This is a genomic window from Streptomyces sp. NPDC034085 (genome assembly GCF_055575555.1).
Map to the genome: position 1 here is coordinate 437047 of NZ_JBVISL010000004.1, position 25561 is coordinate 462607.

Here is a 25561-nt window from a genome sequence, read left to right on the forward strand (position 1 = left end):
TAGCCCCGAAACCGCTCCAGAAGCAGCCTAAGTGGGCACTACTCAACGTAATGTTTATCAAGACCTTTCCGAAACGATCACCAATCCTCTTATAGTTGTGCCTCGTTGCCACAGGAACCCTCTCTTCCATTTACGCCCGGTTTGAGGCTTTGATTGATGACGGCGTCGCCCTCCCCCCTCCGCCCCTCCGCGCTCGCCCTGCTGGTGACAGCAGCGGCCGCGGGCGCCCTCTCCACGGCGGCGGTGGCCGCGGCCCCGTCGGCCGTCCAGGTGCCCCTCGCGTGGTTCTCCTTCTCCGGCTCGCTGCTGCTCGCCGTCGCCGCCTGCGCGGTCACCTGGTGCGCGCGCAGCGCCCGGCAGCTGCGCGGCCGGCTGTCCGCCCTCGCCGGCGAAGTCTCCGCCCGTGACGGGTACATCGCCCGGCTGACCGCCGACGCGGCCCGCGACACCGCGGCCCGCACCGCCGAACGCACCCGGCTGGCGGCGGAACACGCCGCCGAGGTCGAGCAGCTGACGACGGCCCACGCCGCCGAGCTCCACCGCCTCACCACCGCCCACGCCGCCGAACTGGACGCCCTCACCGCCGCCCAGCTCGCCACCCGCGAGCGGCTCGGCGAGGAACTGCGCCGCGCCCGGTCGGGCCGGGCCGCCGCCATGGCCGCCACCGCCAACGCGGCCGGCCGGATGCAGGCGCTCGCCACCGGAATGCTGGCCGACCTGCGGGAGATGGAGCACAAGCACGCCGACGAGGAGGTCCTCGGCGACCTGCTCCACCTCGACCACCGCACCGCCCAGGCCGGCCGCCTCGCCGACTCCATCGCCGTCCTCACCGGAGCCCGCTCGGGCCGCCGCTGGGCCAAGCCCATCGTCATGGAGTCCGTCCTGCGCGGCGCCATGGGCCGGATCGGCGGCTACCAGCGGGTCCGGCTGCACTCCACCAGCGAGGCCGCCGTCGCCGGGCACGCCGCCGAGGGCGTCATGCACGCCCTCGCCGAACTCCTCGACAACGCCGCGAACTTCTCGCCGCCCACCGCCGAGGTCCACGTCTACGTGGAAGAGGTGCCGGCCGGGGTCATCATCACGGTCGAGGACAGCGGCCTCGTCATGAGCGAGGTCCAGCTGCGTCGCGCCGAACAGGCCGTCACCGCCGAGTCCCTGGATCTCGCCGGGCTTTCCGGCACCCGCCTCGGACTCGCCGTCGTGGGCCGCCTCGCCCGCAAGCACGGGCTGACCGTCTCCTTCCGCCCCTCCGCCCGCGGCGGCACCGGCGCGCTCATGATGATCCCGGAAGAGCTGATCAGCCACGCCCCGGCCGAACCCGTCCCCGCCCCGGCCCTCCTCGCGGCCCCCGAGCCCGCTCCCGCACCGGCGGCCCGGCCCACCGGGCCGGAGGCCGCCCACGACACCCCCGTAGAATCCGGGGAGCCCGAAACCACCGGCCCGAACCCGGTGCTCGGCGACAGCGGACTGCCCCAGCGGCGGCGCGGCCGGACCCTGGCCGCCGCCCACCCCGAGGGGCCCGGCGCCGCGAGCGCGGCGGCCCGCACCCCGGCCGCCCCCGCCGGCGCGTCCCGGCCCGCCCCCCGCTTCGGCAGCTTCCGCCAGGCCGTGCGCGGCAGCACGGCCCCGGCGCAGCAGCAGCCCACGAACCCCCCGCACCCGGAAGGCGACGACACCCCATGACCGGCTCCACCACCGACGAGACGCTCAGCTGGCTCCTGGAAGGACTCCTGGAGCGCACGCCCGGCGCCCGGCACGCCCTCGTGCTCTCCCGTGACGGCCTCAAGCTGTGCCGCACCCCCGAGCTCTCCGTCGACCAGGCCGACCAGCTCGCCGCGATCTCCGCCGGCATCCAGAGCCTGTCGCACGGGGCGTCCATCGAGTTCGGCGACGGCACCGGCGGGGTCCGCTCCGCCATGGCCGAGTTCTACGGCGGGATCCTCTTCATCGTGGAGGCCGGCGAGGGCGCGCACCTCGCCCTCGTCGCCGCCGAGGACGCCGACGCGGGCCTCGTCGGGCACAACATGTCCGAGCTGGTGGAGCAGCTGAGCGAGCATCTGATCGCCAGGCCCCGGGGTTGAGCCGCGTCAGGCCGGGCCGGGACGACTCCCCGGACCGGCTGTACACCCTCACCGGCGGCCGCAGCAGCTCCGGCAGCGATGCCTTCGACCTGGTCACCCTGATCGTGGCCGAGTGCGACCCGGTCCCCGGCATCCAGTCCGAGCACGCGGCGATCCTGCGGATGTGCCGCTTCCCGACGGCCGTCGTGGAGGTCGCGGCCGAACTGGGCCTGCCCGTCTCGATCACCCGGATCCTCCTCGCCGACCTCCTAGACGCCGGGCGCATCAGCGCCCGGCACCCGCGCGTCACGACGTACCGCCTTCCCGACCCCGACATCCTGGAGCAGGTGCTCGTTGGACTCCGCAACCTCTGACCGGGGCGAGCCCCGCCAGGCACTCAGCAGCACCGCCGACAACGGCCTCAAGATCGTGATCGTGGGCGGCTTCGGCGTCGGCAAGACCACCCTGGTCCGCTCGGTCAGCGAAATACGCCCGCTGAACACCGAGGAGACGATGACCGCGGCGGGCGAGGCCGTCGACCACACCGACGGCATCACCGCCAAGACCGCCACCACCGTCGCCTTCGACTTCGGCCGGATCACCCTCGACGCCCACAACGTGCTCTACCTGTTCGGCGCCCCCGGCCAGGAGCGCTTCTGGTTCCTGTGGGACCGGCTGTTCTCCGGCACCCTCGGTGCCGTCGTCCTCGTCGACACCCGCCGGCTCGCGGACTCCTGGTACGCCATCGACCGCCTCGAACACCACGGCACGCCCTTCGTCGTCGCCTGCAACGACTTCGGCGGCCCCGCCCACACCCCGGAGGAGATCCGCGCCGCCCTCGACCTCCCGTCCGAGGTGCCGCTGCTGTTCTGCGACGCCCGCTCCCGCGCATCCGGCAAGCAGGTCCTCATCTCCCTCGTCGAGCACCTCCAGCACCTCCAGCACCTCCAGAGCCGCCGGCCCGACCAGCCGGACGTCGTCCCGCACACCATCCCGGAGCCCACCCCGTGACCACGCCCGAGCCGCAGCCCGTCTACCTCGGCGGCCCCCGCTTCCAGAGCGACCCCGCAGCGCTGTACCGGGAGATGCGCCGCGACCACGGCGCCGTCGCCCCGGTCGTCCTCGACGGGGACATACCGGCCTGGCTCGTCCTCGGCTACCGCGAACTGCACCAGGTCACCAGCGACCCGCAGCTCTTCTCCCGCGACTCCGACCTGTGGAACCAGTGGGACCGCATCCCGGCCGACTGGCCGCTGCTCCCGATGATCGGCCGCAAGCAGCCGTCCATCCTCTACACCGTCGGCGAACGCCACCGCGAACGCGCCGCCGTCATCTCGGACGCACTGGAATCCGTCGACCCCTTCGAACTCCGCGGCCACGCCGAGCGCTTCGCCGACGAGCTGATCGACGGGCTCTGCGGCAAGGGCACCTGCGACATCGTGGGCGAGTACGCCATGCTCCTGCCCCTGCGCGTCCTCGCCCGCATCTACGGGTTCTCCGACGAGCAGGGCCCCGGCCTCGTCACCGCCATGAACGACATGATCAACGGCAGGGAGGGCGCCCTCGACGGCCAGCGCCACCTCGCCGAGTCCATGTACGCGCTCCTCGCCGCCAAGGCCGCCGCGCCCGGCCCCGACGTCGCCTCCCGGATGCTGGCCAACACCGCCGGGTTCACCGTCGACGAGATCGCCCAGGACCTCATGGTGATGATGGCCGCCGGGCACCAGCCCACCGCCGACTGGATCGGCAACTCGCTGCGCCTGATGCTCACCGACGACCGGTTCGCCGCCTCCTTGGCGGGCGGCCGGCACAGCGTCGGCGAAGCCATGAACGAGGTGCTCTGGGAGGACACCCCGACCCAGAACGTCGCCGGCCGCTGGACCACCCGGGACACCCACCTCGGCGGCCGGCGCATCGGCAGCGGCGACCTGGTCCTGCTGGGCCTGGCCGCCGCCAACGGCGACCCGCACGTACGCACCGAAACCGGCGCCCTCACCGGCGGGAACAACGCCTTCTTCTCCTTCGGGCACGGCGAACACCGCTGCCCCTTCCCGGCCCAGGAGGTCGCCGAGGTCATCGCCCGGACCGGCATCGAGGTCCTCCTCGACCGGCTCCCCGACGTCGACCTCGCCGGGCCGGCCGCCGGACTCACCCGGCGCCCCTCGCCCTGGCTGCGCGGCCTCACCGCCCTGCCCGTGACCTACACCCCGACCCCCGCGCTTGGAGCCACCCCGTGACCTGCCCGATCGACCACACCGGCCCCGCCCCGCTCGTCCTCGACCCCTTCGTCGCCGACCTCGACGCCGAGAGCGCCGCGCTGCGCGCCGCCGGCCCGCTGGCCCGCGTCGTCCTGCCCGGCGGGGTCGCGGTGTACGCCGTCACGCACCACGCCGAGGCGCGCAGACTCCTCACCGACCCCCGCCTCGTCAAGGACATCGGCGTGTGGGGCGCCTGGCAGCGCGGGGAGATCCCCCTCGACTGGCCGCTCATAGGCCTCGCCAACCCCGGCCGCTCCATGCTGACCGTCGACGGCGACGAGCACCGCCGCCTGCGCACCCTCGTGGCGCAGGCGCTGACCGCCCGCCGGGTGGAGAAGCTCCGCGCCGGCATCGAGGCCCTCACCGCCCGCTCGCTCGACGCGCTCGCCGCCCTCCCCGCCGGTGAGACGGTCGACCTGAAGGCGCACTTCGCCTACCCGCTGCCGATGAACGTCATCAGCGAGCTGATGGGCGTCGACGCCGCCGAACACCCGCGCCTGAAGGCCCTCTTCGAGAAGTTCTTCTCCACGCAGACCCTCCCCGAGGAGGTCCCCCAGATGATGGCGGACCTCGGCGCCCTCTTCTCGCGCATCGTGGAGTCCAAGCGGGCCACCCCGGGCGACGACCTCACCAGCGCGCTCATCGCCGCCTCCGAGGACGGCGACCACCTCAGCACCGAGGAGATCACCAACACCCTCCAGCTGATGGTCGCCGCCGGGCACGAGACCACCATCAGCCTGATCGTCAACGCCGTCGTCGCGCTGGAGACGCACCCCGCGCAGCGGGCCCTCGTCCTCAAGGGGGAGGTCCCCTGGGAGAACGTCATCGAGGAGACCCTGCGCTGGTCCACCCCCACGTCACACGTCCTGATCCGCTTCGCCACCGAGGACATCGAGGTCGGCGACCGGATCCTGCCCGCCGGCGAGGGCCTGATCGTCTCCTTCGGCGCGCTCGGCCGCGACGAGGCCCAGCACGGGGAGACCGCGGGGGAGTTCGACGTCACCCGCACCCCCAACCGGCACATCGCCTTCGGCCACGGCCCGCACGTCTGCCCCGGCGCGGCCCTGTCCCGCCTGGAGGCCCTCGTCGCCCTCCCGGCGCTCTACGCCCGCTTCCCGGAGCTGTCCCTGGCCGTCGGACGCGAGGAACTGCGCAACAAGCCGGTCCTCACGCAGAACGACCTGTACGACCTCCCCGTCCGGCTGCGCCCGTAGGAAAGCGCGCCACTGGAAAAGAAATGGTAGTCGCACCGGAGCCGTTGCTAGGTTGCTCACGTGCCGAAGCTGAATCAGATCATCGCAGTCGAAAAGGGCGTCAAGTCCAAGTCCCTCCAGGAGCTCTCCCAGGCTCACCACGACGTGCAGAAGCCCGCCCTGCTGGCCGGCATCTCGCGTACGTACCAGCCCAAGGACGAGGAGGGCGAGCAGCCGCCCGAGTCCACCCGGGTGCAGGTCAAGGCGGAGGACGTGCTGCGGGCGACGGCCGGCACCCTGACCCGCCTGTTCGACGTGACGGCGACCAAGGACTGGGCGAACCGCACGGCGGCCGCGGACGTCGTCGTCGACGGCCGGGTGCTGCTCGCCCAGGTTCCGGTGCCGTACCTGCTCTTCCTCGAGAAGCAGCTGACCGACCTGCACACCTTCGTGCGCAAGCTGCCCGTCCTCGACGCCTCCGAGTCCTGGAACCTGGACCCCTCCACGGACTCCTGGAAGACGGAACCGGTGCGCACGATCCGCACCAAGAAGGTGCCGCGCAACCACGTCAAGGCCGAGGCCACGGAGAAGCACCCGGCGCAGGTGGAGGTGTACTACGAGGACGTCGCGGTCGGCTACTGGACGACCGTGAAGTTCTCCGGCGCCCTCCCGGCCCGCCGGGTCAACGAGCTCCTCGACCGGGTGGAGCGGCTCCAGCAGGCCGTGAAGTTCGCCCGCGAGGAGGCCAACGGCGCCGAAGTCACCGACCAGCGGGTGGGGGACGCCGTGTTCGGCTACCTGTTCGGGTAGCCCCGAGAACGCCCCCTGCGCGACAGGGGGTGCGCGAGAGCGCAAGCTGAAACTGACGTTGAAGCTGAAACAGGGGTGTCACTGAGGGTTCGAATCCCTCCCCCGGCACACGTGCCGGGGTGGCCCAAGCGGTAGAGGCGGCCCCTTGAATCTCAGATTATCGCTCCAGTCTCAGCATTCGCCGCCGAACACCGGATCGACCGGGCGGGGACGATCACCGACGGATGGGGGTTCAAGTCCCTCCTGCGCCTCTTCGCGGCGCGGTAGTTCAAAGGCAGAACACGTCGGCCTCACCATGATCCCCTCCCTTAAACGCCGCCGGTGTGCGCAATTGGGTGGCACACAGGGGCCCGGGAACTGGACATGTTCCCGGGCCCCGTCACGTTCCCCGGGCAACTCCCGTTCCCTCAGCCACTCGTACGACGCCCCGAGCGGCGGACTGCGACCACAGGGTGACGGCGGATCCCTCTGTGAGGCGACGAGGGCCCGCGGGCCCCCGCCTAGGTTGGACGGCATGACGATCCGACGCCGCACCGCGGCCGCCGCGGCCATGCTGGCCCTCCTCCTCCCGGTCCCGCTGATGGCGGCCGCCACCGCCACCGCCGCCCCCGCGGCAGCCACCGGCACCCGGGTAAATCCGGCAGAACTGCCCGCGCCCACCGGCCGGTTCGCCGTCGGCCAGGAGGACCTCCACCTGACGGACCGCAGCAGGACCGACCCCTGGGCGCACACCGGCCCCCGGGAACTGATGGTCACCCTGCGCTATCCCGCGCAGCGCGGCACCGGCCGCGCCCCGGCGCCCTACATGAGCACCGAGGAAGCCCGGCTCGTGCTGGCCGACAAGAAGCTGGACCAGGTCATCGACCCCGCCGTCTTCGCCGCCACCCGGGCCCACGCCCGCGTCGGCGCCCGGCCCGTCCAGGGCCGCTACCCGCTGATCGTCCTGTCGCCCGGCTTCACCGTGTCCCGCGCCACCCTCACCTCGCTCGCCGAGGACCTGGCCTCCCGGGGCTACGTGGTCGCCGCCGTGGACCACGCGTACGAGAGCGCCGCCACCGCCTTCCCCGGCGGCCGCATCCTGACCTGCCTGGCCTGCGGGCCGGCCGATGCCCCGGGGGGCCACGAGGCCGTCCTCGGCGTCCGGGCCCAGGACGTCTCCTTCCTCCTCGACCGCCTCACCGGCCGTCACCCGGCCTGGCGTCACGCCGGGCTCATCGACGCCGGCCGCATCGCCATGGGCGGCCACTCCATGGGGGGCGCCGCCGCCCTGCCGGCCATGGCCGCCGACCCGCGGATCCGCGCGGGCGCCGACATGGACGGGGGCCTGCCCGGTCCGTACCCCGCCGCCGGGATCGGCGGCCGCCCCTTCCTGCTGTTCGGTGCGGCCGCCAGCGCGCCCGGGGGCCACTCGAACGGCGACTGGTCGAAGACGTGGCCGCACCTCGACGGCTGGAAGCGCTGGATCACCGTCGACGGCACCGACCACTTCGCGGCCACCGACTTCCCCGCCATCCGCGACCAGCTCGGACTGCCCCACCCCGAGGCGCCGCTGCCCGGCTCCCGCGCCCTCGAACTGACCCGGACCTACGTCGGCGCCTTCTTCGACCAGCACCTCAAGGGACGGCCCGGGCCGGTTCTGCACGGCCCCCGCGCCGACACCCCCGAGGTCCGCTTCCACACCCCCTGAGCGGCCCGTACGGGGGCCCGCACGCGGGCCCCCGTACCGCGCCCGGCGGCTAGGCCGTCTCTTCCGGATCTCGCCTGACCCGCGTCGCCCGGCACCGCACCTCGCCGCGTTGTCGAGGCACCCGAGGACGTCCAGTAATCGGGAGCCTCTCCGCCTTGCGATGCACGGCACCGGACGACGCGGGCTTAACCGGCAAGATCCGGAAGAGACGGCCTAGACCGGCACGGACACGAAGGTCCGGCCCGTCTCGTTCACCACCAGGACCTCCCTGACGTCCGACGGGTCCACGGCCGCGGATCCGTCCAGGGCCGCGGCCTTGCCCTCGCCGTGCTCCGCCGCGCCCACGACCCAGCCGCCCGCCGTGGAGCGCGTACCGTCCCGGGAGACCACCACCAGCCGGCACCGCTCGCCCGCGGGCACCCCCGTCACCGCCGCGCGCAGCCGCACCCACCCGGCCGCCGGCGTCAGCTGTACGGTCATCCGCGCGCCCGTCCCCGCATCCGCGGCGGAGGCCACCCGGGTGCCCGCCACCGGCGGGGAAGGCGCCGCCGACACGGTCGGCGGCGCAGGCGGGGGCAGCGCCCCGGCGCTCCCCGGGTCCGCGCCCACCCGGGCACCGGCCCAGAACACCGCCGCCAGCGAGGCGGCCGCGGCCAGCCCCACCACGCCGGCCCGCCACCGCGCGGCCGACGCCCGCTCCCCGCGCACCTGCCGCAGGGTCCGCTGGAGCAGCAGGTCCCCGCCCGGCGGGGGCCCGTCGAGGAAGGCCTCCTCGGGCACCTCGCCCAGCACCCTCTCCATCTCGCGCAACGCGCCCACCTCCTCCCGGCACCGCACGCAGTCGCCGAGGTGCTCCCCGACGCGCCGTACCTCCTCCTCGTCCAGGACGCCGAGCACGTACGCGCCGAGCAGTTCCGGTTCCTCCTCGTGCCGCTGCCGGTTCACGCCACCACCTCCCGCAGTCCGCCGGGCTGCTGGGGCGGCCGGCCGGTTCCTCTCCTCCGCGCACCGTCCCCGGCGGCGTCCCCGAACACCTCGCGCAGGGCCTTGAGCGCGTAGTGCGAGCGCGACTTGACCGTCCCCGCCGGGATGCCCAGCCGGTCGGCGGCCTCGGCGACGCTGTGCTGGCGGTAGTACAACTCGGTCAGGACGTCCCGGTGTTCCGGCGACAGCCGGTCCAGGGCGCCGAGTACCGTCATGGCGTCCACCACGGCGTCGGCGTGGTCCCCCTCCACGGGGGGAGCGGCCGCCGACCCGGAGACCTCCGGCGGGCGGGCGGCCCTGGCCCGGTACCGGTCCGTGATGATGTTCCGGGTGACCGTGAGCAGCCAGCCGCGCACCGAGCCCTTGCCGTTGACCAGGACCTCGGAATGCCGCCAGGCCCGGATCAGCGTCTCCTGGACGACGTCCTCGGCGGCGGCGCGGTCCCCGGTCAGGCGGGTGGCGTAGGCGAGCAGGGCGTTGCCGTGCTCCTCGTACACCGCCCTGATCAGCGCCTCGTCGGTAGAGCCCCGCCGAGTACGGGGCCACAGTGGTCCGGGCATCTCACCCTCTCCGTCCGCCTCGTGTCGCGTCGTGCGCTCGGAACACGGCCCCGAAGGGCCGGCCGGTTCATGTGACCCGCGTCACTCGCATCCGGCAGGTGCGGCCCCCGTCGAGGCAGGCGACGGGCTCGCCCCCCTGGCGTCCGCCATCACGTCCAGGAACACCCGCGCGCCCCGGCCGGCCGCCCGGCGTAGCCCGGCGCGCGGCCGAGGTTGGCCCGTCCCGTGCTTGTCCGGCCGGGGGCCGCCCGCGAGAGTTCTCCGTATGACACCGGAAGAGCTCCTGCACTCCTTCGCCCGGACCCGTGCCTCCCTCGACGGCGAGGAGACCGTCTTCTGGTGGACCGGCGACGTCCACTCCTGGGCCCCCGGCGAGCCCTACCGCCGCCTCTTCGGCTTCGAGGGCCTCAACACCGCCCGGCTGGAGCGGGACGAGGAGGACGGCGGCTACCGGCTGCTCTCCCGGGAGGCCGCCTTCTACCTCGACCCCGCCACCCGGGACATCCTCGACACCTGGCACGGCAAGCCCGTGGTGCACGTCTGGAACGATCCGGCCAACCAGCGCTTGCGGCCCTTCCCCGTGCCGCGCACCGAACTGGGCGACCAGGTGTGCTTCAGCCTGGAGATCCCGCTCGCCTACCCCTCCCCGCTGCCGGTCGCCGACTACCCGCTCAACTCCGCCGACGACACCTACCGGGCGCTGGAGCTCTTCCAGTTCTTCACGCCCGCGGCGGCCCTCGCCGGTGACGCCCCGAGCGTCCCCGCGACCATGTCGTGGACCCGGATGTCCCCCTGGCTGCCCTGGATGGAACAGGGGCAGCGCCCCGGCGGCCTCACCTTCCACTGCCGGGGCGTGAAGCTCGCCTCCTACGCCGAGGTGCCCGAACGCACCCGCGCGTACATCGCCGCCCACGAGCCGCAGTTCGCCCGCGCGCCGGAGAAGTGGGCCGAGCCCAACGAGACCAGCTGGACCTACTTCCGCCGGCTCAACCCCCGCTGACCGGCGGTGACCGGCGGGGGAGGGCAGGGACCCCCCAGGGTCCGGACAAGGGTTTTCCCCGTATCGGGTTCACCCCCGCGTTGCCTACTGTCTGCCCACCGGCGATCTTCCGCGCCCCGGGCGGCCCCGCACCAACCCCACATGGTGTGAAGCGACCGCGGACGCGCTGATCGCCGGGTACGCCGTTGCCCTGCCCCGCCGTCGCGGCCGGACAACGCGGCGCGCGGCGGTGGCCGGGGCGGGTGCGACCAGCCCGCCCGGGCCCCGCTTCCGCCGGTTCCACCTCCCACACTGCACCGACCGGCCGCTCCGGCCTGCCCGGATCCGGCCCGTAAAGGGGAACAACGTGCACGCACCCAGACGCCGGCTCATATCCGTCGTGGCCATGTCCGTCACCCTGCTCGCCGGCTCCGCCACCGCCGCGGTGGCCGTGACCCCCGCGAACGACCCGGCCGCCTCCACCCTCCCGGCCGCCGCGGCCCCCGCCACCCCCGCCGCCGCCCCGGTCGAGAACCTGATCGTCGGCTACAAGTCCTCCGCCTCGGAGGCCGGTTCCAACGACGCGGCCGCCGCCGACGCCACCGCCAAGGGCAAGAAGGCCGGCAAGAAGGCGAAGTTCGACCGCCGTCTGGGCACCGGAGCCGCACTCGTCAACCTCGGCGGTGCGACCGCCCCGGCCGACGCCGCCGCCGTGATGGCCCAGTTCCGCGCCGACCCGGACGTCGCCTACGTCGAGCCGGACTCCCGCGCCTACGCGATGGCCACCCCGAACGACACCGAGTACGCCAAGCAGTGGGACCTCTTCGAGCCCACCGCCGGCATGAACGTGCCCGCCGCCTGGGACAAGACCACCGGTTCCGGCGTCACCGTCGCCGTGATCGACACCGGCTACGTGGCCCACTCCGACGTGGCCGCCAACGTCGTCGCCGGCTACGACTTCATCAGCAGCTCCACCGCCGCCCGCGACGGCAACGGCCGCGACAACAACCCGGCCGACCAGGGCGACTGGAGCGCGGCCGGCGAGTGCGGCACCGGCTCCAAGGCCAGCGACTCCTCCTGGCACGGCACCCACGTCGCCGGCACCATCGCCGCCGCGACGAACAACGCCAAGGGTGTCGCGGGCATCGCGTACAACGCCAAGATCCAGCCCGTCCGCGTGCTCGGCAAGTGCGGCGGCGCGACCTCGGACATCGTCGACGCCATCACCTGGGCCTCCGGCGGCACCGTCGCGGGCGTCCCGGCGAACGCCACGCCCGCCAAGGTCATCAACATGAGCCTCGGCGGCTCCGGCGCCTGCACCGCCACCTACCAGAACGCCATCAACGCGGCCGTCGCCCGCGGCACCACCGTCGTCGTGGCCGCCGGCAACAGCAACGCCGACGCGGCCGGCTTCTCGCCCGCCAGCTGCAACAACGTGATCAACGTGGCCGCGAGCAACCGCACCGGCGACCGCTCGTTCTACTCGAACTACGGCGCGATCATCGACGTCGCCGCCCCGGGCGGTGAGACCCGCCGCGCCACCGACACGCCCGGCACCGTCACCACCCCCGAGAACGGCATCCTCTCCACGCTCAACGGTGGCACCACCACCCCCGGCGCCGAGATCTACAAGCCGTACCAGGGCACCAGCATGGCCGCCCCGCACGTCGCGGGCCTCGCCGCCCTCCTCGTCGGCGCCAAGCCCTCGCTCACCCCGGCGCAGATCGAGTCGGCCATCAAGGCCAACGCCCGCCCGCTGGCCGGCACCTGCACCGGCGGCTGCGGCTCCGGCCTCGCCGACGCGGCCGCGACCGTCAACGCCGTGACCTCGACGCCCGCCACCCCGTCGTTCGAGAACACCGCGGACTTCGCCATCGGCGACAACACCACGGTCGAGAGCCCGATCGCCGTCACCGGTGTCACCGGCAACGCCCCGGCCGCGCTCAAGGTGGGCGTGAACATCGCGCACACCTACATCGGTGACCTGAAGGTCGACCTGGTCGCCCCCGACGGCACCGTCTACACCCTGCACAACCGCGCCGGCGGCAGCACCGACAACATCAACCAGACCTACACCGTCGACGCCTCCTCCGAGGTCGCCAACGGCACCTGGAAGCTGCGCGTGAACGACAACGCGGGCGGCGACACCGGCAAGATCGACTCCTGGAGCCTCGGCTTCTGACCCGGGTCCGCACCGGTCCCGGCGGAGCCCCCCAACTCCGTCCTGACGGACCGATGGTACGGACCAACCCAGTGCGCGGGTCTGCCAGTACCTCCCGTACCGGCAGACCCGCGGCGCTTTCCTGCCACCTGACTGAATTCTGCGTCACAATCCGGGTCCGCCGGGGGGCTGACCTCGTATTGTCGCGTCTCACAGGAAGGGCACAGAACAGGGGCGCGAAAGGCGGGTGGCTGTGCGTGGCGGCGACGGCGAACGCTGACACCAACGTCGGACACGGTGCACTCATCGAGGCGGTCGACCGAGCGCTGACCACGCACGGCCGCGCCGTCCTCACGGGACCCGCCGGCTCGGGAAAGACCGAGGTGGCCAGCGCCGTCGCGGGCGCCGCCGCCCGACGGCACGAAACCGTCCTGCGGCTCGCCCCCGAAGCCGCCGACCGGGACATACCCGAAGCCGCGGCCGCCGCCCTCCTCGCCTCCGTCCCCCGCGCCACGCTCGACCGCCTCGCCGGACCCCAGCGCACCGCCATCGCCCTGCTCCGCCGCGAGGCCGACGCCCCCCGCGCCGGCCGCGACCACGTCGCCCTGCGCCTGGCCGTCGTGGAGGTGCTCCGCACCCTCGCCGTCCCCGGGCCGGTCCTGCTCGTCCTCGACAACGCCCAGTGGCTCGACCCCGAGAGCACCGACCTGCTCCGCTTCGCCCTGCGCCTGACGCCGCCGCGCGTACGGGTCCTCGCCGCCGAATGCGTCCAGGGCGGCGCCCCCGTCGCCGAACCCCTCTGCGGCCCCGGCACCCCCGTCGTCCGCGTCCCCGCCCTCGGCGCCGACGAGGTCGCCGAGCTGCTGCTGCGCCACGGCCTGCCCGCCCGCCTCGCCGGCCGCATCCACCAGGCCAGCGGCGGCAACCCGCGACTCGCCCTGGCCCTCGGCCACTCCCTCGCCGAAGCCGCCGCCTGCCAGGGCGGCGCCCACCACGCCGACTCCCTGCCCCTGACCGGCCAGGCCCGCGAGGTCGCCCGCCGGCTCCTCGCCGCCGCCCCCGGCAGGACCCGCCCGACCCTGCTGCTCGCCGCCCTCGCCGCCCGCCCCACCACCGCCCTGCTGCGCCGCGCCGGACGCCCCGACGCCGAGGCGGAACTCGCGGAGGCCGAACGGGCCGCGCTGGTCACCGTCGGCGAGGACGGCGCCGTCGCCTTCACCGCCGGCGCCCTGCCGGCCGCCCTGGCCGCCGACGCCGGCTGGCCCGAGCGGGCCGCCGGGCACGCCGCGCTCGCCGCCGCCGTGGACGACCCCGTCCAGGCCGTGCGCCACCGCGCCCTCGCCGTCGACACCCCCGACGCGGACCTCGCCGCCGAGATCACCCGGGCCGCCGACGCATGCCGCCGCCGGGGCCAGCGGGCGCTCGCCGCCGAGCTCGGGCTGCTCGCCGCCGAACGCACCCCCGCCCGCCTCGCGCAGGAGGAGCTGGCCCGGCTCGTGGCCGCCGCCGAGGACGCGGGCTGGGCCGGCCGCGCCGACCTCGCCCGCCGCGCCACCCGCGCCGTGCTCGCCCGCGACGCCTCGCCCGCCCAGCGGGTACGGGCCCGCCTCGCGGTGATCGACGCCGCCGGGCAGGCCCTGGCCGACCTCGACGAGACCATCGCCCACGCCGTGGCCGACGCCGCCGGGGACCCCGCCCTGCAGGCCGCCGTCCAGCTCCGGATCGCCTGGAAGCACAACATCGGCGACGGCGACCCCGTCCGCTCGCGCGACGCCGCGGCCCAGGCCGGAACCCTCGCCAAGGCCGGAGGGGACCAGGTCGCCGAAGCCATGGCCCTGACGGTCCGCGCCCGGATGGGCCGCATCCTCGGCGACCCCGACGCCGAGGAGATCCTGGCCCAGGCCCTCGCCCTGCCCGCCCCCGAGGTCCCCCTCGGCATGCGCAACGCCCCCCAGTACCTCGCCGTCCGCCACGCCCTCTTCGACGACCGGCTCGCCGACGCCCGCCGGCAGCTCCTCGTCCTGCTGCCCGCCGTCCAGCGCACCGGCTCCGCCGAGGACGTCTTCGAGGTGCTGCGCAGCCTCACCGAGACCGAACTGCGCCGGGGCCACTGCGCCCGGGGCACCGCCCACGCCCGCCGCGCCCTGGAACTCACCATCGAAGCCGGCCTCTCACCCGGCCCCGCCTGGTACGTGGCCGCCACCGCCGAAGCGGCGGGCGGCAGCTTCACCCGCGCCGCCGGCTACGCCCGCCGGGGCATCAGGGCCTCCGAGGAGGAGGGCGACCAGGTCTTCCTCTCCCGGGGGCTGTTCGCACTCGGCACCGTCGAACTGGCCACCGGCGAGGCCGCGAAGGCGGTGGCCACCCTGCGCCGGGTCGCCGCCCTGGAGGAGGCCCAGCAGGTGGTGGACCCCTCGGTCCTGCGCTGGCACGGGGAGCTCGCCGAGGCACTGGTCGCCGCCGACGCGCCCGCGGAGGCCGCGGCCCTGCTGGACCGCGTCACCCCCGTCGCCCGCGCCCTGGAACGGACCACCGTGCTCGCGGCCCTGGACCGGGCGCGGGGGCTGTGCCTGTCAGCGCAGGGCGAGCCGGAGCCCGCCGTCGCCCTGCTGGAGACGACCGCCGAGCGGTTCGGCGCCCTCGGACTGCCCCTCGAACAGGGCCGTACGCTGCTCGCGCTGGCCCGGGTGGAACGCCGGCGCCGCCGCCGGGCCCCCGCCCGGGCCGCCCTGCGGGCCGCGGCCGGGCTGTTCGAGGCGGCCGGGGCGGCGCCCTGGCTGGAGCTGGCCCGGGAGAGCACGCCCGAGACCAGCGGCCCGCACCCCGGCGTGGCCTCCCTCACCGAGGCGGAGACGCGGCTCGCCCTCCTCGTCGGCGGGGGAGCCAGCAACCAGGAGGCGGCGGCGAAGCTCTTCCTCAGCGTCAAGACGGTGGAGGCCCGGCTCACCCGGATCTACCAGAAGCTCGACGTCCGCTCCCGCGCCCAGCTGGCCACGGCCCTGCGCGGCCGGTGAGCCGGTCCCTGCCCGCCGTCAGCAGCCCAGGTTGTCGCCGGGGGTGACCCCGAGCAGCCGGGTGAAGCTCTGGTAGGCGTTCACCCGGCTCTGCACCTGCGCCGGGTTCCCGCCGTTGCACTCCAGGGCGCCGTTGATGGAGCGGATCGTCTCGCCGAAGCCCGCGCCGTTGACCATGGCCGCGTGGGCGGTCATCGTGCCGGGGCCGTTCTGGGTGTTCCAGTACCAGAGCGCCGTCTTCATCGCGACGGCCGGGTCCCGCTCCACCAGGTAGGGGTTGGCGAGCAGGTTGATGCCGAGGGCGTCGCCGGCCGCCTTGTAGTTGAAGTTCCAGCTCAGCTGGATCGGGCCGCGACCGTAGTACGCGGCCTGGCCGGCCGGACAGCCGTAGGGCTGCGAGGCGTCGCAGTAGTGCGGGTAGTTGGCGGTGTTCTGCTCCACGATGTGGACGAGTCCGCCCGTCTCGTGGGAGACGTTCGCCAGGAAGGCCGCCGCCTCGCGCCGCTTGACGGTGTCGTCGCCGGTGTGGGCGAAGGCCGGGTAGGCGGAGAGCGACGCGACCAGGCCGTTGTAGGTGTAGAAGGGGTTCCGGTTCGGGAACATCTGGTTGAACTGGGCCTCGCTGACCACGAAGCCGGACGGATCGCCGGTGCCCGGGTCGGGATCCTGGCCCCCGCCGCCGCAGGCGCCCTGGTCCGACCAGACGCCCCACTGGCCGGTGGTGCCGGGCGTTTCGCCCTGGGTCCACCACTTGGCCTGCCAGTTGTGGCCGCCGTACGAGGCGCTGTTGCCGCCCGTGTAGACGGCGGAGGAACTCCAGGCCGCGGCGCAGGCGGGGGCCGCGGCGGCGGGGGAGGCGGGCAGGGCGACGGCCAGGCCCAGGGTCGCGGCGGCGGCCACGGCGAGGGAGAGGGCACGGCGGCGTAGCGTACGTATCACGTAACTGCTCCTGGAGTGGGGGGACTTGTCGCGCGGCGTGTGGGGTGCGACGACTACCGCCACTGAACCGAATTGGTCTGGACCTGTCAAGGTCCAGACCAAAGCCTTTACGTGTCGGATGCGGGGTGGAACCGGCCGGAACATGCCGGAGCGGCGTGACGGGCGAGGCCGTCACGCCGCTCCGGGGCCGCTGGATCAGCTGCCGGCCGAGAGGTTGCCCGACAGGACCGGGATGTTCTCGGCGATGTGCGAGAGGGTCTCGTCACCCTTGCCCTGGGTGGAGTTCTCGGCGCACTGCTGGTTCTGCGGGTTGGAGGCGATCGGGATGTCCTGGACGCCGACGTTGACGAGGGCCAGGACGGACTGGACGTTGACCTTGGCCGGCAGGCCGATGCAGAGCTTGTTCAGCGAACCCTGGACCGCGGAGAGCTGCGGGCTCATCGCGCCCTCCGTCTCCTGGTTGCCGTAGATCTGCGTGGCGTTGTTGCCGTTGACCGTGTTGACGCCGTTGTCGTTGCCGACCGCCATCGCCGGGGAGGCTGCAAGGGCGCCAGCCCCGAGGACGGAGGCGGTGACCGCGGCGGTGGCCATGAACTTCTTGAGCATCGTGAGGATCCTTCTGTCGCATGTGCTGTCCCCGGCGGAACGACCTGATCAACTGCCCCTGGCCCCAGGGGTTATCGCAGGTCACCCATGCGGCCCAACGTTTCCTCGGGATCCCCAGGTCAGCCGGTCTTGCGCCGGACCTTCTTGTTCTTGCCGCCCGGCCCACTGCTGGAGCCCTGCACCTTCGCCCGGCTCTGGTGGGCCTGCTGGGACTGGGCGTGCGAGGCGTTGCGCTCCAGCGCCTCGCGGAACTTGCGCTTGGCCTCCTCGGCGGGGGACTCCTCCTGCGGGACGTCGTCACGGGGGGTCTGCGGTGTGTCGGCCATCTGGTGCCTCCTGGAGTGATCGGGTCGCCAGTGTGTCAGCCGGACCGCCGCCGGGCCATCCAGTTGGGCGGCGGCGGGCGGACCGTCAGGCGGCTCCGGCCGGCGCCTCGGCGCCGCCGCCGGCGCGGATGGCGTTCAGGGCGGCCGTGTGGAGGGCCGCTGGATCGCCGTGGCTGACGGGGCTTCCGGTCAGCGTGTACCACTCGTCCGCGTCCGTGTACTGGACCTCGAAGCGGACCCGGCCGCCCGGTCCCGCGGTGGTGCGCAGGGTGAGCGGCCCCGTGATGACGCCGACCTCGTCGGTCATGGCGCCGCCGGGACCCGCGAGGACCTCGTCCTGCCACTGGCGGGGGGCGGTCATGAGGCGCAGGTGTCGATCATGGTGGTGAGCATGGCCCTCTCCGCTTCGGTGACGGTCAGACGGTAATGGGACTTGACGGTGGTCCAGGCCCGCCCGTACTGGCACCAGCTCGACTTGTCCGGGGGCTGCCACAGGTCGGGGCTCTGGTCGCCCTTGGAGCGGTTCGACGCCGCCGAGACCGCCAGCAGCTGCGGCCGCGTCAGGTCGTTCGCGAAGGCCTTGCGCCGGGCGGCGTCCCAGCCCGAGGCGCCGGACCGCCAGGCCTCGGCCAGCGGAACCATGTGGTCGATGTCCAGTGCGGCGGGCTCGTCGACCACGGCCCCGTCGTACAGGCTCTTCCAGGAGCCCGACCGGGCGCGGCACTCGGAGTCCTGGGTGACGTCCTTCCCGTCGCGCTTGAGCACCGTCTCCCGGGTGTCGCACCGGCCGCCCTGCTCGGCCCAGTGGGTGAACCGGTCGCGGCTGTAGCCGGCCATCGTGCCCGGCGTGCCGGTCGTGAGCGCCGCGAGCTGGGTACGGGCGACGGCGGCGCTGACCATGCCCGGCAGTACGTCGCCGGAGGCGGGCTTCGCGTCCGCGGAACCCGTCGCGGAGGGGCCGGAGCTCGCGGGCCTCCCCGCCGGTTTCCCGTCCCCGGGGACGCCCGGGCCCCCGCAGCCGCTCAGCCCGAGCAGCAGCGCGGCGGCCACCGCCGCGCCGCGTACACCTGTGTGACGATCCATGACCCCACCCCGGACGAGACGCTCCGCGAACTGACCCGGGCACACTACCCATAACCGGACAAGCATCAACGCACCGGGCCTACCTTCTCGCTCGCTCGTACCCCGGAGCCGGCCCGGCAACCGGGTGCGTTGCAGCCCCCGTTCGCCGGCCGGCCCACCCGTCAGGGGACGGGGCGTCAGCTCCAGGAGGCGGCCACCAGGGAGCGCTGGGCCGCCTCGAGGTGCGTGGACGCCGCCAGCCAGGCCCGGGCGTAGCCGTCCGACGAGGCCTCGGTGAGGCGGCCGAAGGCGTCCCGGGAGCGGCGGTCGGCCTCGGCGACGAGCGCGTCGGCCAGGTCGGCCGCCGCCCCGAAGCCCGCCCGGCGCAGCGGACCCGACGCCGTCAGCGGCTCCGGCCCGCGGGCCGACTCCGCCACCGCCCGGCGCCCGCCTGCCACCCCCGTCTCCAGCAGCCGGCGCACCCGCCACAGCGGCGAAGCGGCCAGCGGGTCCGGCCCCGGCTCGGCGGGGGCCACGGCTGCGGGGGCCCCGCCGTCCGGGAAGTGGCCGCCCTGGAGCCGGTCGTAGCCCAGGTCCGCCCGGCCCCGCCACTGCGGCGGCAGCCGCAGCGTGTACGCGGCCCCGGGCACCGGCCCCACCGCGAGCGGGCTCAGGGTGGCCGCCCGGTCCGGGTCGGGACGGCCGAGGACGCGCAGCACCAGGCCGGGACACCCCGCCAGGCGGCGCAGGTTGGCGGTGTGCGCCAGCTCCGGGTGCGGATGCGCCGGGCGCAGCCGCAGCAGCGGCGCGTCCGGGCGCAGCTCCCGCACCAGGAGGTGCTCGCCGGCCGCGCCGGCCACCTGGACGTCGCAGCCCAGCAGGCCCGTTCCGGCCTCCCCCGCCAACAGCTCCCGTACGGCGTCGGCCGCCGGGCGGGCGAAGAGCGCCGCCGCCGGCTCCTCCTCCCAGGACACCCCGGGCGCCGGCACCGCCCGTACCCCGCGCCCGGCGCCGAGGCGCCCGTCGGCGGAGACCGTCGCCCCGGCGATGCGCAGCCCCGCGCGCGCCAGCCCGGCGTGGTCGAGGGCGGCTCCACCGAGGGCCACGGAGGCCGACCCGGCGCCCCGGGCCCGGGCGAGGCCGCCGGGACGGACGTCCGAGAGCGAGTACCGGGCGCCGTCCGCGCCCAGCAGGTGGGTGACGACGCCCCCGTAGCCGGTGGCGGTCAGCACGGGCTCCCGGCACAGGCCGTGCACGAGCAGGCTGCCGCCCGCCCCGTACGCGCGCCGCCCGCCCCCGGTCAGCCCGGGGCCGCCCGTGCCGGACGCCAGCAGCGCGGCGGTGCGCAGCAGTTCCGCGAAGGCGGCGGCCAGGTCGGTGAGCCGCTGGGCGGCGCGGCGCTCCCGCGCGGCCCGCAGGCCCCGCACCACCCGCAGTGCGGCGGCTTCGGCGTGCGGCAGGCCGGCGAGGCGCGCGGTGTGCGCGGCCCGCAGCACCTCGGCCTGGGCCACCGCGCCGGCGGCGACGACTCCCGCGGCGAGCGCCTCGGCCGCCACCGCCCACAGCGCCGCCCCGGCCCGCACCTGGGCCGCGGTCGGCGGTGGCTGCGTACCGCCGGCGGCGGATCCGGCGGGGGCCCCGGCCTCCGCGCCGGCCCGGGCCGCGGCGGCGTGCCGGGCCTGCGACCCGGCACCGGCCCCGGCCTGCGACCCAGCACCGGCCCCGGGCTCGTCCCCAGCTCCGGCCCCGGCACCGGCTCCGGGTTCCGCCCCGTGTTCCGCCCCGGGCTCCTCCCCGGCCAGGGGCGCGGCCCCCAGTACCGCCGCCCGGTGCAGGCAGCGCGGTGCCAGCAGGCAGCAGCAGACGGCCTGGTCGGCCCGGGTGACCGCCCCCGACGGTCCCGGCCGCAGGGTGACCACCGCGTCCTCACCGAACCGGACGGTGATGCTGCCGTCCGTCCCGGTCCCGGCGTCCGCACCGCCCCGGCAGTCCTCGATGGCGGCGTCCAGCTTCTTGCGCAGCCGGGCGCTCAGGTTCTCCACCGCGTCCGCGACCACCTCGGCGGTGACGGGCGGCAACAGCGGACTGGTCATCGGGGCTCCCCACGGAGTCGGTCGCCCACCCAGCGGGCGAGGGCGAGAGGGCTGAGCGCGGCCACCGGCATCCCGGCCGCGACGAGTTGCCGCGCGACCGGGACCGAGTAGCGGGGCGCTCCCGAGTCGTCGAGCGCGGCGCAGCCCAGCAGATGGGCGCCGGACGCGGCCAGGGCGCGGACCTCGGCGAGCAGACCGCCGACCGGGGCGCCCTCCTCGAAGTCGCTGACCACGACGACCAGGGTGCGGCTCGGCACCGTGATCAGCGTCCGGGCGTGCGCGAGGCCTGCGGCGATGTGCGTACCGCCGCCGACCCGCACCTCCAGCAGCAGGGAGAGGGGGTCGTCGACGCGGCCGCTCAGGTCCACGACCTGGGTGGAGAAGGCGAGGAAGTGCGTGGACAGGGTCGGGACCCCGCCCAGCACCGCCGCCGTCAGGGCCGACCAGACGACGGACGCCTCCATCGAGCCGGAGACGTCCACCACCAGGACGAGCCGCCAATCCGCCTCTTGCGACGCCCGCGTGCGGAACACCGGCCGCTCCGGGACCACCACCACCCGGCCGTCGTCCAGGCGCCGGGTGTGCGCCAGGTTGGCCCGCAGGGTGCGCGCCAGGTCGAGCGGGCCGCCCGGCCGGCGGGTCGGGCGCGGGGTCGCCAGACCCGACAGGGCCGGGCGCAGCCGCGTGGCCAGCTCCTTGGCCAGCTCGTCGACGAGCCGCCGCACCAGCGGGCGCAGCCGGGCCAGGTGCGCCTCGGACATGCCGCCGGCCAGCGAGAGCACCGAGGTCAGCAGCTCCACGGACGGGCGCACCGAGCCCGGGTCGAGCTGGGCCAGCACGTCGGTGCGGCCCGCGCCGGCCGCGTCGGCGAGGACCTCCTCGCGCACGTCGGCGCCGAACAGGGACTCCAGCTCCGCCGACCACTCCCGGGCCGTCGGGAAGGAGGCCTCGTCCCCGCCGCCGGAACCGGGGCGGCCCACGTCCGCGGAGCCCTCCCCGCGCCCCGCGCCGTACAGCTCGTCCAGCGCGCGGGCGTAGGGCTGTGCCCCGGCGGGGAGCCGGTCGCGCCGGCGGCCGAGCAGCAGCCGCCACCGGTCGGCGGGCGCCAGCCGGGGCTGCTCCGGCGGCCCGGGCCGGGCCGGCTGCGCGGCGGCGGGGACCGCGGCGCCGGCGCGCGGGTCGGCGCCGCCCGGGTCGGCGGCGGCATCCGGCGAACTCCCGGGCAGCGCCAGCGCCTTGAGCGCGTCGAGCCCGGCCGCGTCGGCGGCGGCCCACAGGGCGAGCAGCGCGGGCGGCGCGTCGAGCGAGAGGTCGACCCGGTCGCCGAGCCGCTCGGTGACGGTGTCCAGCAGCCGCTCCCGCGCGGCCGGGCTCAGCACCTCGAACCCGGCGCGCAGTGCGGGAAGCCGCTCCAGGAACGCCGCGTCGGACAGGGAGTCCACCCGGTCCAGCAGCGGGGTGAGGGCGGCCGGGGAGGCGCCCAGCAGCGGCCCGGCGGCGGTGAGCAGCCCGGTGAGCCGGCGGGACAGGGCCCGCCGCCCGTCGGCGGTGGCCGCGCCGTCCACCCAGGCGGCGGCGCGGGAGCCGAGCCCGGCCGCCGGATCCAGATCGAGCAGCACCCGTACGGCCAGGGCCGCGCCCCGCATCAAGGGGCTGCCCGCCGAGGCGAGTTCGGCCAGTGCGGCGTCCATGCGCAGCCCCAGTCGGCGGGCTGCGGCCCGGTCGGCGAGGGCCACCAGGGCTTCCGCGTCGGCGGGGTCGTCGCTGCCGGCGAGACCGGGCAGCGACCGCAGCGCGGCGTCCAGCAGGTCGCCGACGAGCTCCCCGGCGGTGGCCCGCGCACCGTCCGGCGCGCCGGGCAGGTGGCCGCGGCGCAGCCCCTCCAGCAGGTCGGCCGCCTCCAGGAGTTCCGGCACGGTGGCGGTGTCCGGCAGTACGGCCGCCATCTCCTCCAGCCGTACGCCGACCAGTTCGGGCAGGTCGCACCGCGCGGCGGCCTCCAGCCCGGCCAGCACCTGCGCCGCCGTCGGGCCGCCTTCGGCCGCCTGGCGGCGCGCGGTGTCGCGCAGCGTGCCCGCGGCCGCCTGGGCGGCGCTCACGCCGCGGACCCCGGCCAGGTCGAGGCGGGCCGGGACCGAGGGGGTCCAGGACAGCCGCCACCTGCTGCCCAGGGCGGTGCCGTCGCCGGTGGCGGCCACGGCCAGGGGCTCCCCGTAGGAGGCCCCGCAGACCAGCAGCCGGCGCAGCAGGACCTCCCGGCGCCCGTCGAGCTCCGAGCGCAGCGGGTCCAGGCGCACCTCGCGGGGCTCCGGATCCGCGGGGCAGGGAAGCCGCAGCGCGGCCAGCTCCGCCTCCACGGAGGGTCCGAGCCCCGAACGCGGGGCGTGCGGGGTGGTGCGGCCGCGGCCCGTGCCGACGAACACGGCCTCGAGGGCGCGGGCCAGCGCCCGGCCCCGGCCCAGGGGTTCGCCCTGCCCGAGCACCGTCGTGACGGCCTCCAGCAGCTCGCCCCGGCCGGGCGCGGGCAGCCCGCGCAGCACCGCCAGGTCACAGGCCAGCCGCAGCGTCTCGGCGGCCTCCCCGGTGCCGGCCGTGTGCCCGGCGCGGCGCAGCTCCCGGCACAGCCGGGTGAGGGCGCCCGCCGCCGCCTCACGCAGCCGGGCGGGGTCCCCGCCCGCTTCGAACACGGCCTGCTGCCACAGGGGGTCGCGGATGCCGGCGGGGTAGCCGGAGCGGGAGTCGAGCAGGTCGTGCGCGTACGCCACGAACGAGGTCACCACCGGAGCGTCCGCCCCGCCGGAAGCCCCGCCGGACTCCGCCCCGCCGGAAGCCCCGCTCGGCTCGGCCCCGCCGGAAGCCGAGCCGGCAGCCCCGCCGGGTTCCGGCGCGGCGGCGGAGGCCTCCCCGTCCCCGCCGCCTTCCGCGAGCAGCGCCGGGGCGTGGAACGCGCCGATCACGGCGGCGACCCGGCGGCCGGCGAACCGGGCGAGCACGCCCCGCATGTGGGACTCCCGCGCCAGGTCCACCGCCGCAACGGCGCCGGCGTCCGCCCGCAGCGCCCAGCCGACGCCCAGCGCGGCGCGGCGCACGGCCTCGGGGGAGCAGCCCGGGGCCAGGACCTCCACGGCCCGGTCCCACAGGTCGTCGCCCTCGCGCCCGGTCCCCGAGGCCGCGAGCGCTCCGGCGTAGGACCGCTGCCCGGCCGCGGCGGGGGGTGCGGCCGCACCCCCGTCCGCCGACCAGCCCGGGTCGGACAGCGGCAGGTCGCAGCAGACGACCTCGACACCCCGCCGCCGGGCCCAGCGGAGCGCCGCCAGCTCCGGGGAGAAGTCCGCGAAGGGGTAGAAGGCGAGGCGCCCGTCCCGTCCCAGGCCCGCCAGCGCGACCGGCGCGACGGTCTCCGGGTCGGCCAGGTGCGCCAGCCACGGCCGGAAGTCGGCCGGCAGCTCCACGCAGACGACCTCGGGGTCCGCCGCGTCCAGCAGCGCCGGGACCACCGCGGCCAGCGCGGGACTGTGGTGGCGTACCCCCAGCAGGTACGGGGCGCGGCAGGCGGCCAGCTCCTCCACCGCCGCCCGGGGCTCGGCGGAGAGCGTCAACGCAGGCTCCCGCGCAGGTCCCAGAGGCGGCGCCACATCGCCGAGCCGTCCTCGGCGCGGCGGCGGACCGGGCCGTCCCAGTAGCCCAGCAGCCGCCCGTGGTCGGCCGGGTCGTCCTTGCGCACGACGCCCAGCAGGTGCCCCGGCAGCAGGTCCAGCACGTCACCGCCCGGCAGGTACGCGGCCGCCACCCCCAGCGAGGTCGCCACCTGCACGGCCTCGGCGGTGGACATGACCGTACCCGGCCGCTCCACGTCCCAGCCCTCGGCGCTGCGCCCCGAGCGCAGGTCCCGGAAGACGGTGACGAGCGCGTCGAGGACGGAGTCGTCCACCCCGAAGGCCGCTCCGGCGCGCTCCACGGCGGCGACGGCCTGCCGCCGGATCAGGGCGCTCTCCGCGTCCGGGTCCGCGATCGGGCCGACGGTCTCGAAGTTGAAGCGCCGCTTGAGCGCGGCGGACATCTCCGAGACGCCCCGGTCGCGCAGGTTGGCGGTGGCGATGACGGTGAAACCGGGCGCCGCGGACACCACCGCGTCCTCGGTGGCGGTCAGCTCCGGCACGCTGACCCGCCGGTCGGACAGGATCGACACGAGCGCGTCCTGGACCTCCGGCAGGCAGCGGGTGATCTCCTCGACCCGCGCCACCCGTCCCGTCCGCATCGCGCGGAGCACGGGGGAGTCGACCAGGGCCTGCGGGGTGGGGCCCTGGGCCAGCAGCAGCGCGTAGTTCCACCCGTAGCGGAAGGCGTCCTCGGTGGTGCCGGCGGTGCCCTGCACGGTCAGCTCGCTCGTACCGGACACGGCGGCCGACAACAGCTCGGACAGCATCGACTTGGCGGTGCCCGGCTCACCGGTGAGGAGCAGCCCGCGCTCCCCGGCGAGTGTCACCACGCACCGCTCCACCAGGGCGCGTTCGCCGACGAACTTCGGGGCGATCACCAGCTTGGCCGGCAGTCCGGCGCGGCGCTTGGGCAGGGCCAGTTCCCCGCCGTCGCTGCCGCACACGAAGGTCACCACCGCGCGGGGGGTCAGCGCCCAGCCGGGCGGGCGGGGGCCGGTGTCCTGGGCGGCGAGGAAGGCCAGTTCGGCGGCGTACCGCTCCTCGGCGGGCAGGGCCTGCCGGGCGGGCGCGGACGGTTCGGTAACGGTCATCGGGATTCGGGTCCTCCGGTCATGGAACGTCGGGGAAAGGCAGAAAGGGGGCCGGCGGCCGGGGCGCGGCGGCACGCCG

At 75.5% G+C, this 25561-nt stretch carries 21 protein-coding genes; 11 read left to right on the top strand and 10 right to left on the bottom strand.

The genetic code is table 11. The annotated features are described in order from the left end of the window. Positions 1–156 precede the first annotated feature (156 nt). From ACZ501_RS16790 to ACZ501_RS16825, 8 genes are all read left to right on the top strand, one after another. On the top strand, positions 157–1683 hold the full coding sequence (locus tag ACZ501_RS16790; RefSeq protein WP_468796171.1) for a sensor histidine kinase: 1527 nt from the start codon (positions 157–159) through the stop codon (positions 1681–1683). Then, complete coding sequence (locus tag ACZ501_RS16795) at positions 1680–2081, top strand: roadblock/LC7 domain-containing protein (protein ID WP_361610367.1); 402 nt, start codon at positions 1680–1682, stop codon at positions 2079–2081. Before ACZ501_RS16790 ends, ACZ501_RS16795 begins: the two co-directional genes overlap by 4 nt. Continuing rightward, complete coding sequence (locus ACZ501_RS16800) at positions 2078–2434, top strand: DUF742 domain-containing protein (protein WP_361610369.1); 357 nt, start codon at positions 2078–2080, stop codon at positions 2432–2434. The genes ACZ501_RS16795 and ACZ501_RS16800 overlap by 4 nt, the downstream gene beginning before the upstream one ends. Next, positions 2415–3071, top strand: coding sequence for a GTP-binding protein (locus ACZ501_RS16805; protein ID WP_468796173.1), 657 nt, complete (start codon positions 2415–2417; stop codon positions 3069–3071). Before ACZ501_RS16800 ends, ACZ501_RS16805 begins: the two co-directional genes overlap by 20 nt. Continuing rightward, a complete protein-coding gene (locus ACZ501_RS16810) occupies positions 3068–4297 on the top strand; it encodes a cytochrome P450 (RefSeq protein WP_468796175.1) in 1230 nt (409 codons plus the stop codon). The genes ACZ501_RS16805 and ACZ501_RS16810 overlap by 4 nt, the downstream gene beginning before the upstream one ends. Then, positions 4294–5532 carry a cytochrome P450 family protein gene (locus ACZ501_RS16815; RefSeq protein WP_361610374.1) on the top strand — a complete coding sequence of 413 codons (1239 nt, stop codon included), beginning with the start codon at positions 4294–4296 and terminating at the stop codon, positions 5530–5532. Before ACZ501_RS16810 ends, ACZ501_RS16815 begins: the two co-directional genes overlap by 4 nt. Positions 5533–5592: 60 nt before the next feature. Then, entirely contained in the window at positions 5593–6321 is a 729-nt protein-coding gene (locus tag ACZ501_RS16820) for a DUF7873 family protein (protein WP_468796177.1), read from the top strand. A 514-nt stretch (positions 6322–6835) separates the two neighbouring features. Beyond that, positions 6836–8008: an alpha/beta hydrolase family protein gene (locus ACZ501_RS16825; RefSeq protein WP_468796178.1), complete on the top strand. Its 1173-nt coding sequence runs from the start codon at positions 6836–6838 to the stop codon at positions 8006–8008. A 213-nt stretch (positions 8009–8221) separates the two neighbouring features. On the opposite strand, the gene ACZ501_RS16830 is transcribed toward ACZ501_RS16825, so the two are convergent. Next, a complete protein-coding gene (locus tag ACZ501_RS16830) occupies positions 8222–8953 on the bottom strand; it encodes a zf-HC2 domain-containing protein (protein WP_468796180.1) in 732 nt (243 codons plus the stop codon). Next, positions 8950–9552 carry a sigma-70 family RNA polymerase sigma factor gene (locus ACZ501_RS16835; protein WP_361611079.1) on the bottom strand — a complete coding sequence of 201 codons (603 nt, stop codon included), beginning with the start codon at positions 9550–9552 and terminating at the stop codon, positions 8950–8952. Before ACZ501_RS16835 ends, ACZ501_RS16830 begins: the two co-directional genes overlap by 4 nt. Positions 9553–9817: 265 nt before the next feature. On the opposite strand from ACZ501_RS16835, the gene ACZ501_RS16840 reads away from it, so the two are divergent. From ACZ501_RS16840 to ACZ501_RS16850, 3 genes are all read left to right on the top strand, one after another. Continuing rightward, the gene (locus ACZ501_RS16840; RefSeq protein WP_468796182.1) at positions 9818–10552 is read left to right on the top strand and encodes a DUF1838 family protein; all 735 of its coding nucleotides are present in this window, start codon (positions 9818–9820) and stop codon (positions 10550–10552) included. A gap of 385 nt (positions 10553–10937) precedes the next feature. Next, positions 10938–12713 (top strand): S8 family peptidase, encoded by a 1776-nt coding sequence (locus ACZ501_RS16845; protein WP_468796622.1) that lies wholly within the window; start codon positions 10938–10940, stop codon positions 12711–12713. 236 nt (positions 12714–12949) lie between these two features. Continuing rightward, the gene (locus ACZ501_RS16850; protein WP_468796184.1) at positions 12950–15706 is read left to right on the top strand and encodes a helix-turn-helix transcriptional regulator; all 2757 of its coding nucleotides are present in this window, start codon (positions 12950–12952) and stop codon (positions 15704–15706) included. 18 nt (positions 15707–15724) lie between these two features. Here ACZ501_RS16850 and ACZ501_RS16855 read toward each other — a convergent pair whose 3' ends face one another. From ACZ501_RS16855 to ACZ501_RS16890, 8 genes are all read right to left on the bottom strand, one after another. Beyond that, entirely contained in the window at positions 15725–16645 is a 921-nt protein-coding gene (locus ACZ501_RS16855; RefSeq protein ID WP_468796186.1) for a glycoside hydrolase family 19 protein, read from the bottom strand. 195 nt (positions 16646–16840) lie between these two features. After that, positions 16841–17251: a rodlin gene (locus tag ACZ501_RS16860; RefSeq protein ID WP_361611681.1), complete on the bottom strand. Its 411-nt coding sequence runs from the start codon at positions 17249–17251 to the stop codon at positions 16841–16843. Between the two features lie 119 nt (positions 17252–17370). After that, positions 17371–17577 (bottom strand): DUF5302 domain-containing protein, encoded by a 207-nt coding sequence (locus ACZ501_RS16865; protein ID WP_361611682.1) that lies wholly within the window; start codon positions 17575–17577, stop codon positions 17371–17373. An 85-nt stretch (positions 17578–17662) separates the two neighbouring features. Then, the gene (locus ACZ501_RS16870; protein ID WP_468796188.1) at positions 17663–17938 is read right to left on the bottom strand and encodes a hypothetical protein; all 276 of its coding nucleotides are present in this window, start codon (positions 17936–17938) and stop codon (positions 17663–17665) included. Beyond that, complete coding sequence (locus ACZ501_RS16875; RefSeq protein ID WP_362458367.1) at positions 17935–18660, bottom strand: HNH endonuclease family protein; 726 nt, start codon at positions 18658–18660, stop codon at positions 17935–17937. The genes ACZ501_RS16870 and ACZ501_RS16875 overlap by 4 nt, the downstream gene beginning before the upstream one ends. A gap of 176 nt (positions 18661–18836) precedes the next feature. Then, complete coding sequence (locus ACZ501_RS16880; RefSeq protein WP_468796190.1) at positions 18837–20732, bottom strand: hypothetical protein; 1896 nt, start codon at positions 20730–20732, stop codon at positions 18837–18839. Continuing rightward, positions 20729–24331: a DUF5682 family protein gene (locus ACZ501_RS16885; RefSeq protein WP_468796191.1), complete on the bottom strand. Its 3603-nt coding sequence runs from the start codon at positions 24329–24331 to the stop codon at positions 20729–20731. The genes ACZ501_RS16880 and ACZ501_RS16885 overlap by 4 nt, the downstream gene beginning before the upstream one ends. Next, a complete protein-coding gene (locus tag ACZ501_RS16890) occupies positions 24328–25482 on the bottom strand; it encodes an ATP-binding protein (RefSeq protein WP_468796193.1) in 1155 nt (384 codons plus the stop codon). Before ACZ501_RS16890 ends, ACZ501_RS16885 begins: the two co-directional genes overlap by 4 nt. Between the last annotated feature and the right edge of the window lie 79 nt (positions 25483–25561).

Bases quoted from the DNA above. Each gene is read 5' to 3' on its own strand.
- ACZ501_RS16890 (WP_468796193.1), bottom strand. From the start codon at position 25,482: ATGACCGTTACCGAACCGTCCGCGCCCGCCCGGCAGGCCCTGCCCGCC.
- ACZ501_RS16860 (WP_361611681.1), bottom strand. From the start codon at position 17,251: ATGCTCAAGAAGTTCATGGCCACCGCCGCGGTCACCGCCTCCGTCCTC.
- ACZ501_RS16795 (WP_361610367.1), top strand. From the start codon at position 1,680: ATGACCGGCTCCACCACCGACGAGACGCTCAGCTGGCTCCTGGAAGGA.
- ACZ501_RS16870 (WP_468796188.1), bottom strand. From the start codon at position 17,938: ATGACCGCCCCCCGCCAGTGGCAGGACGAGGTCCTCGCGGGTCCCGGC.
- ACZ501_RS16845 (WP_468796622.1), top strand. From the start codon at position 10,938: ATGTCCGTCACCCTGCTCGCCGGCTCCGCCACCGCCGCGGTGGCCGTG.
- ACZ501_RS16825 (WP_468796178.1), top strand. From the start codon at position 6,836: ATGACGATCCGACGCCGCACCGCGGCCGCCGCGGCCATGCTGGCCCTC.
- ACZ501_RS16835 (WP_361611079.1), bottom strand. From the start codon at position 9,552: ATGCCCGGACCACTGTGGCCCCGTACTCGGCGGGGCTCTACCGACGAG.
- ACZ501_RS16880 (WP_468796190.1), bottom strand. From the start codon at position 20,732: ATGACCAGTCCGCTGTTGCCGCCCGTCACCGCCGAGGTGGTCGCGGAC.
- ACZ501_RS16865 (WP_361611682.1), bottom strand. From the start codon at position 17,577: ATGGCCGACACACCGCAGACCCCCCGTGACGACGTCCCGCAGGAGGAG.
- ACZ501_RS16840 (WP_468796182.1), top strand. From the start codon at position 9,818: ATGACACCGGAAGAGCTCCTGCACTCCTTCGCCCGGACCCGTGCCTCC.
- ACZ501_RS16875 (WP_362458367.1), bottom strand. From the start codon at position 18,660: ATGGATCGTCACACAGGTGTACGCGGCGCGGCGGTGGCCGCCGCGCTG.
- ACZ501_RS16790 (WP_468796171.1), top strand. From the start codon at position 157: ATGACGGCGTCGCCCTCCCCCCTCCGCCCCTCCGCGCTCGCCCTGCTG.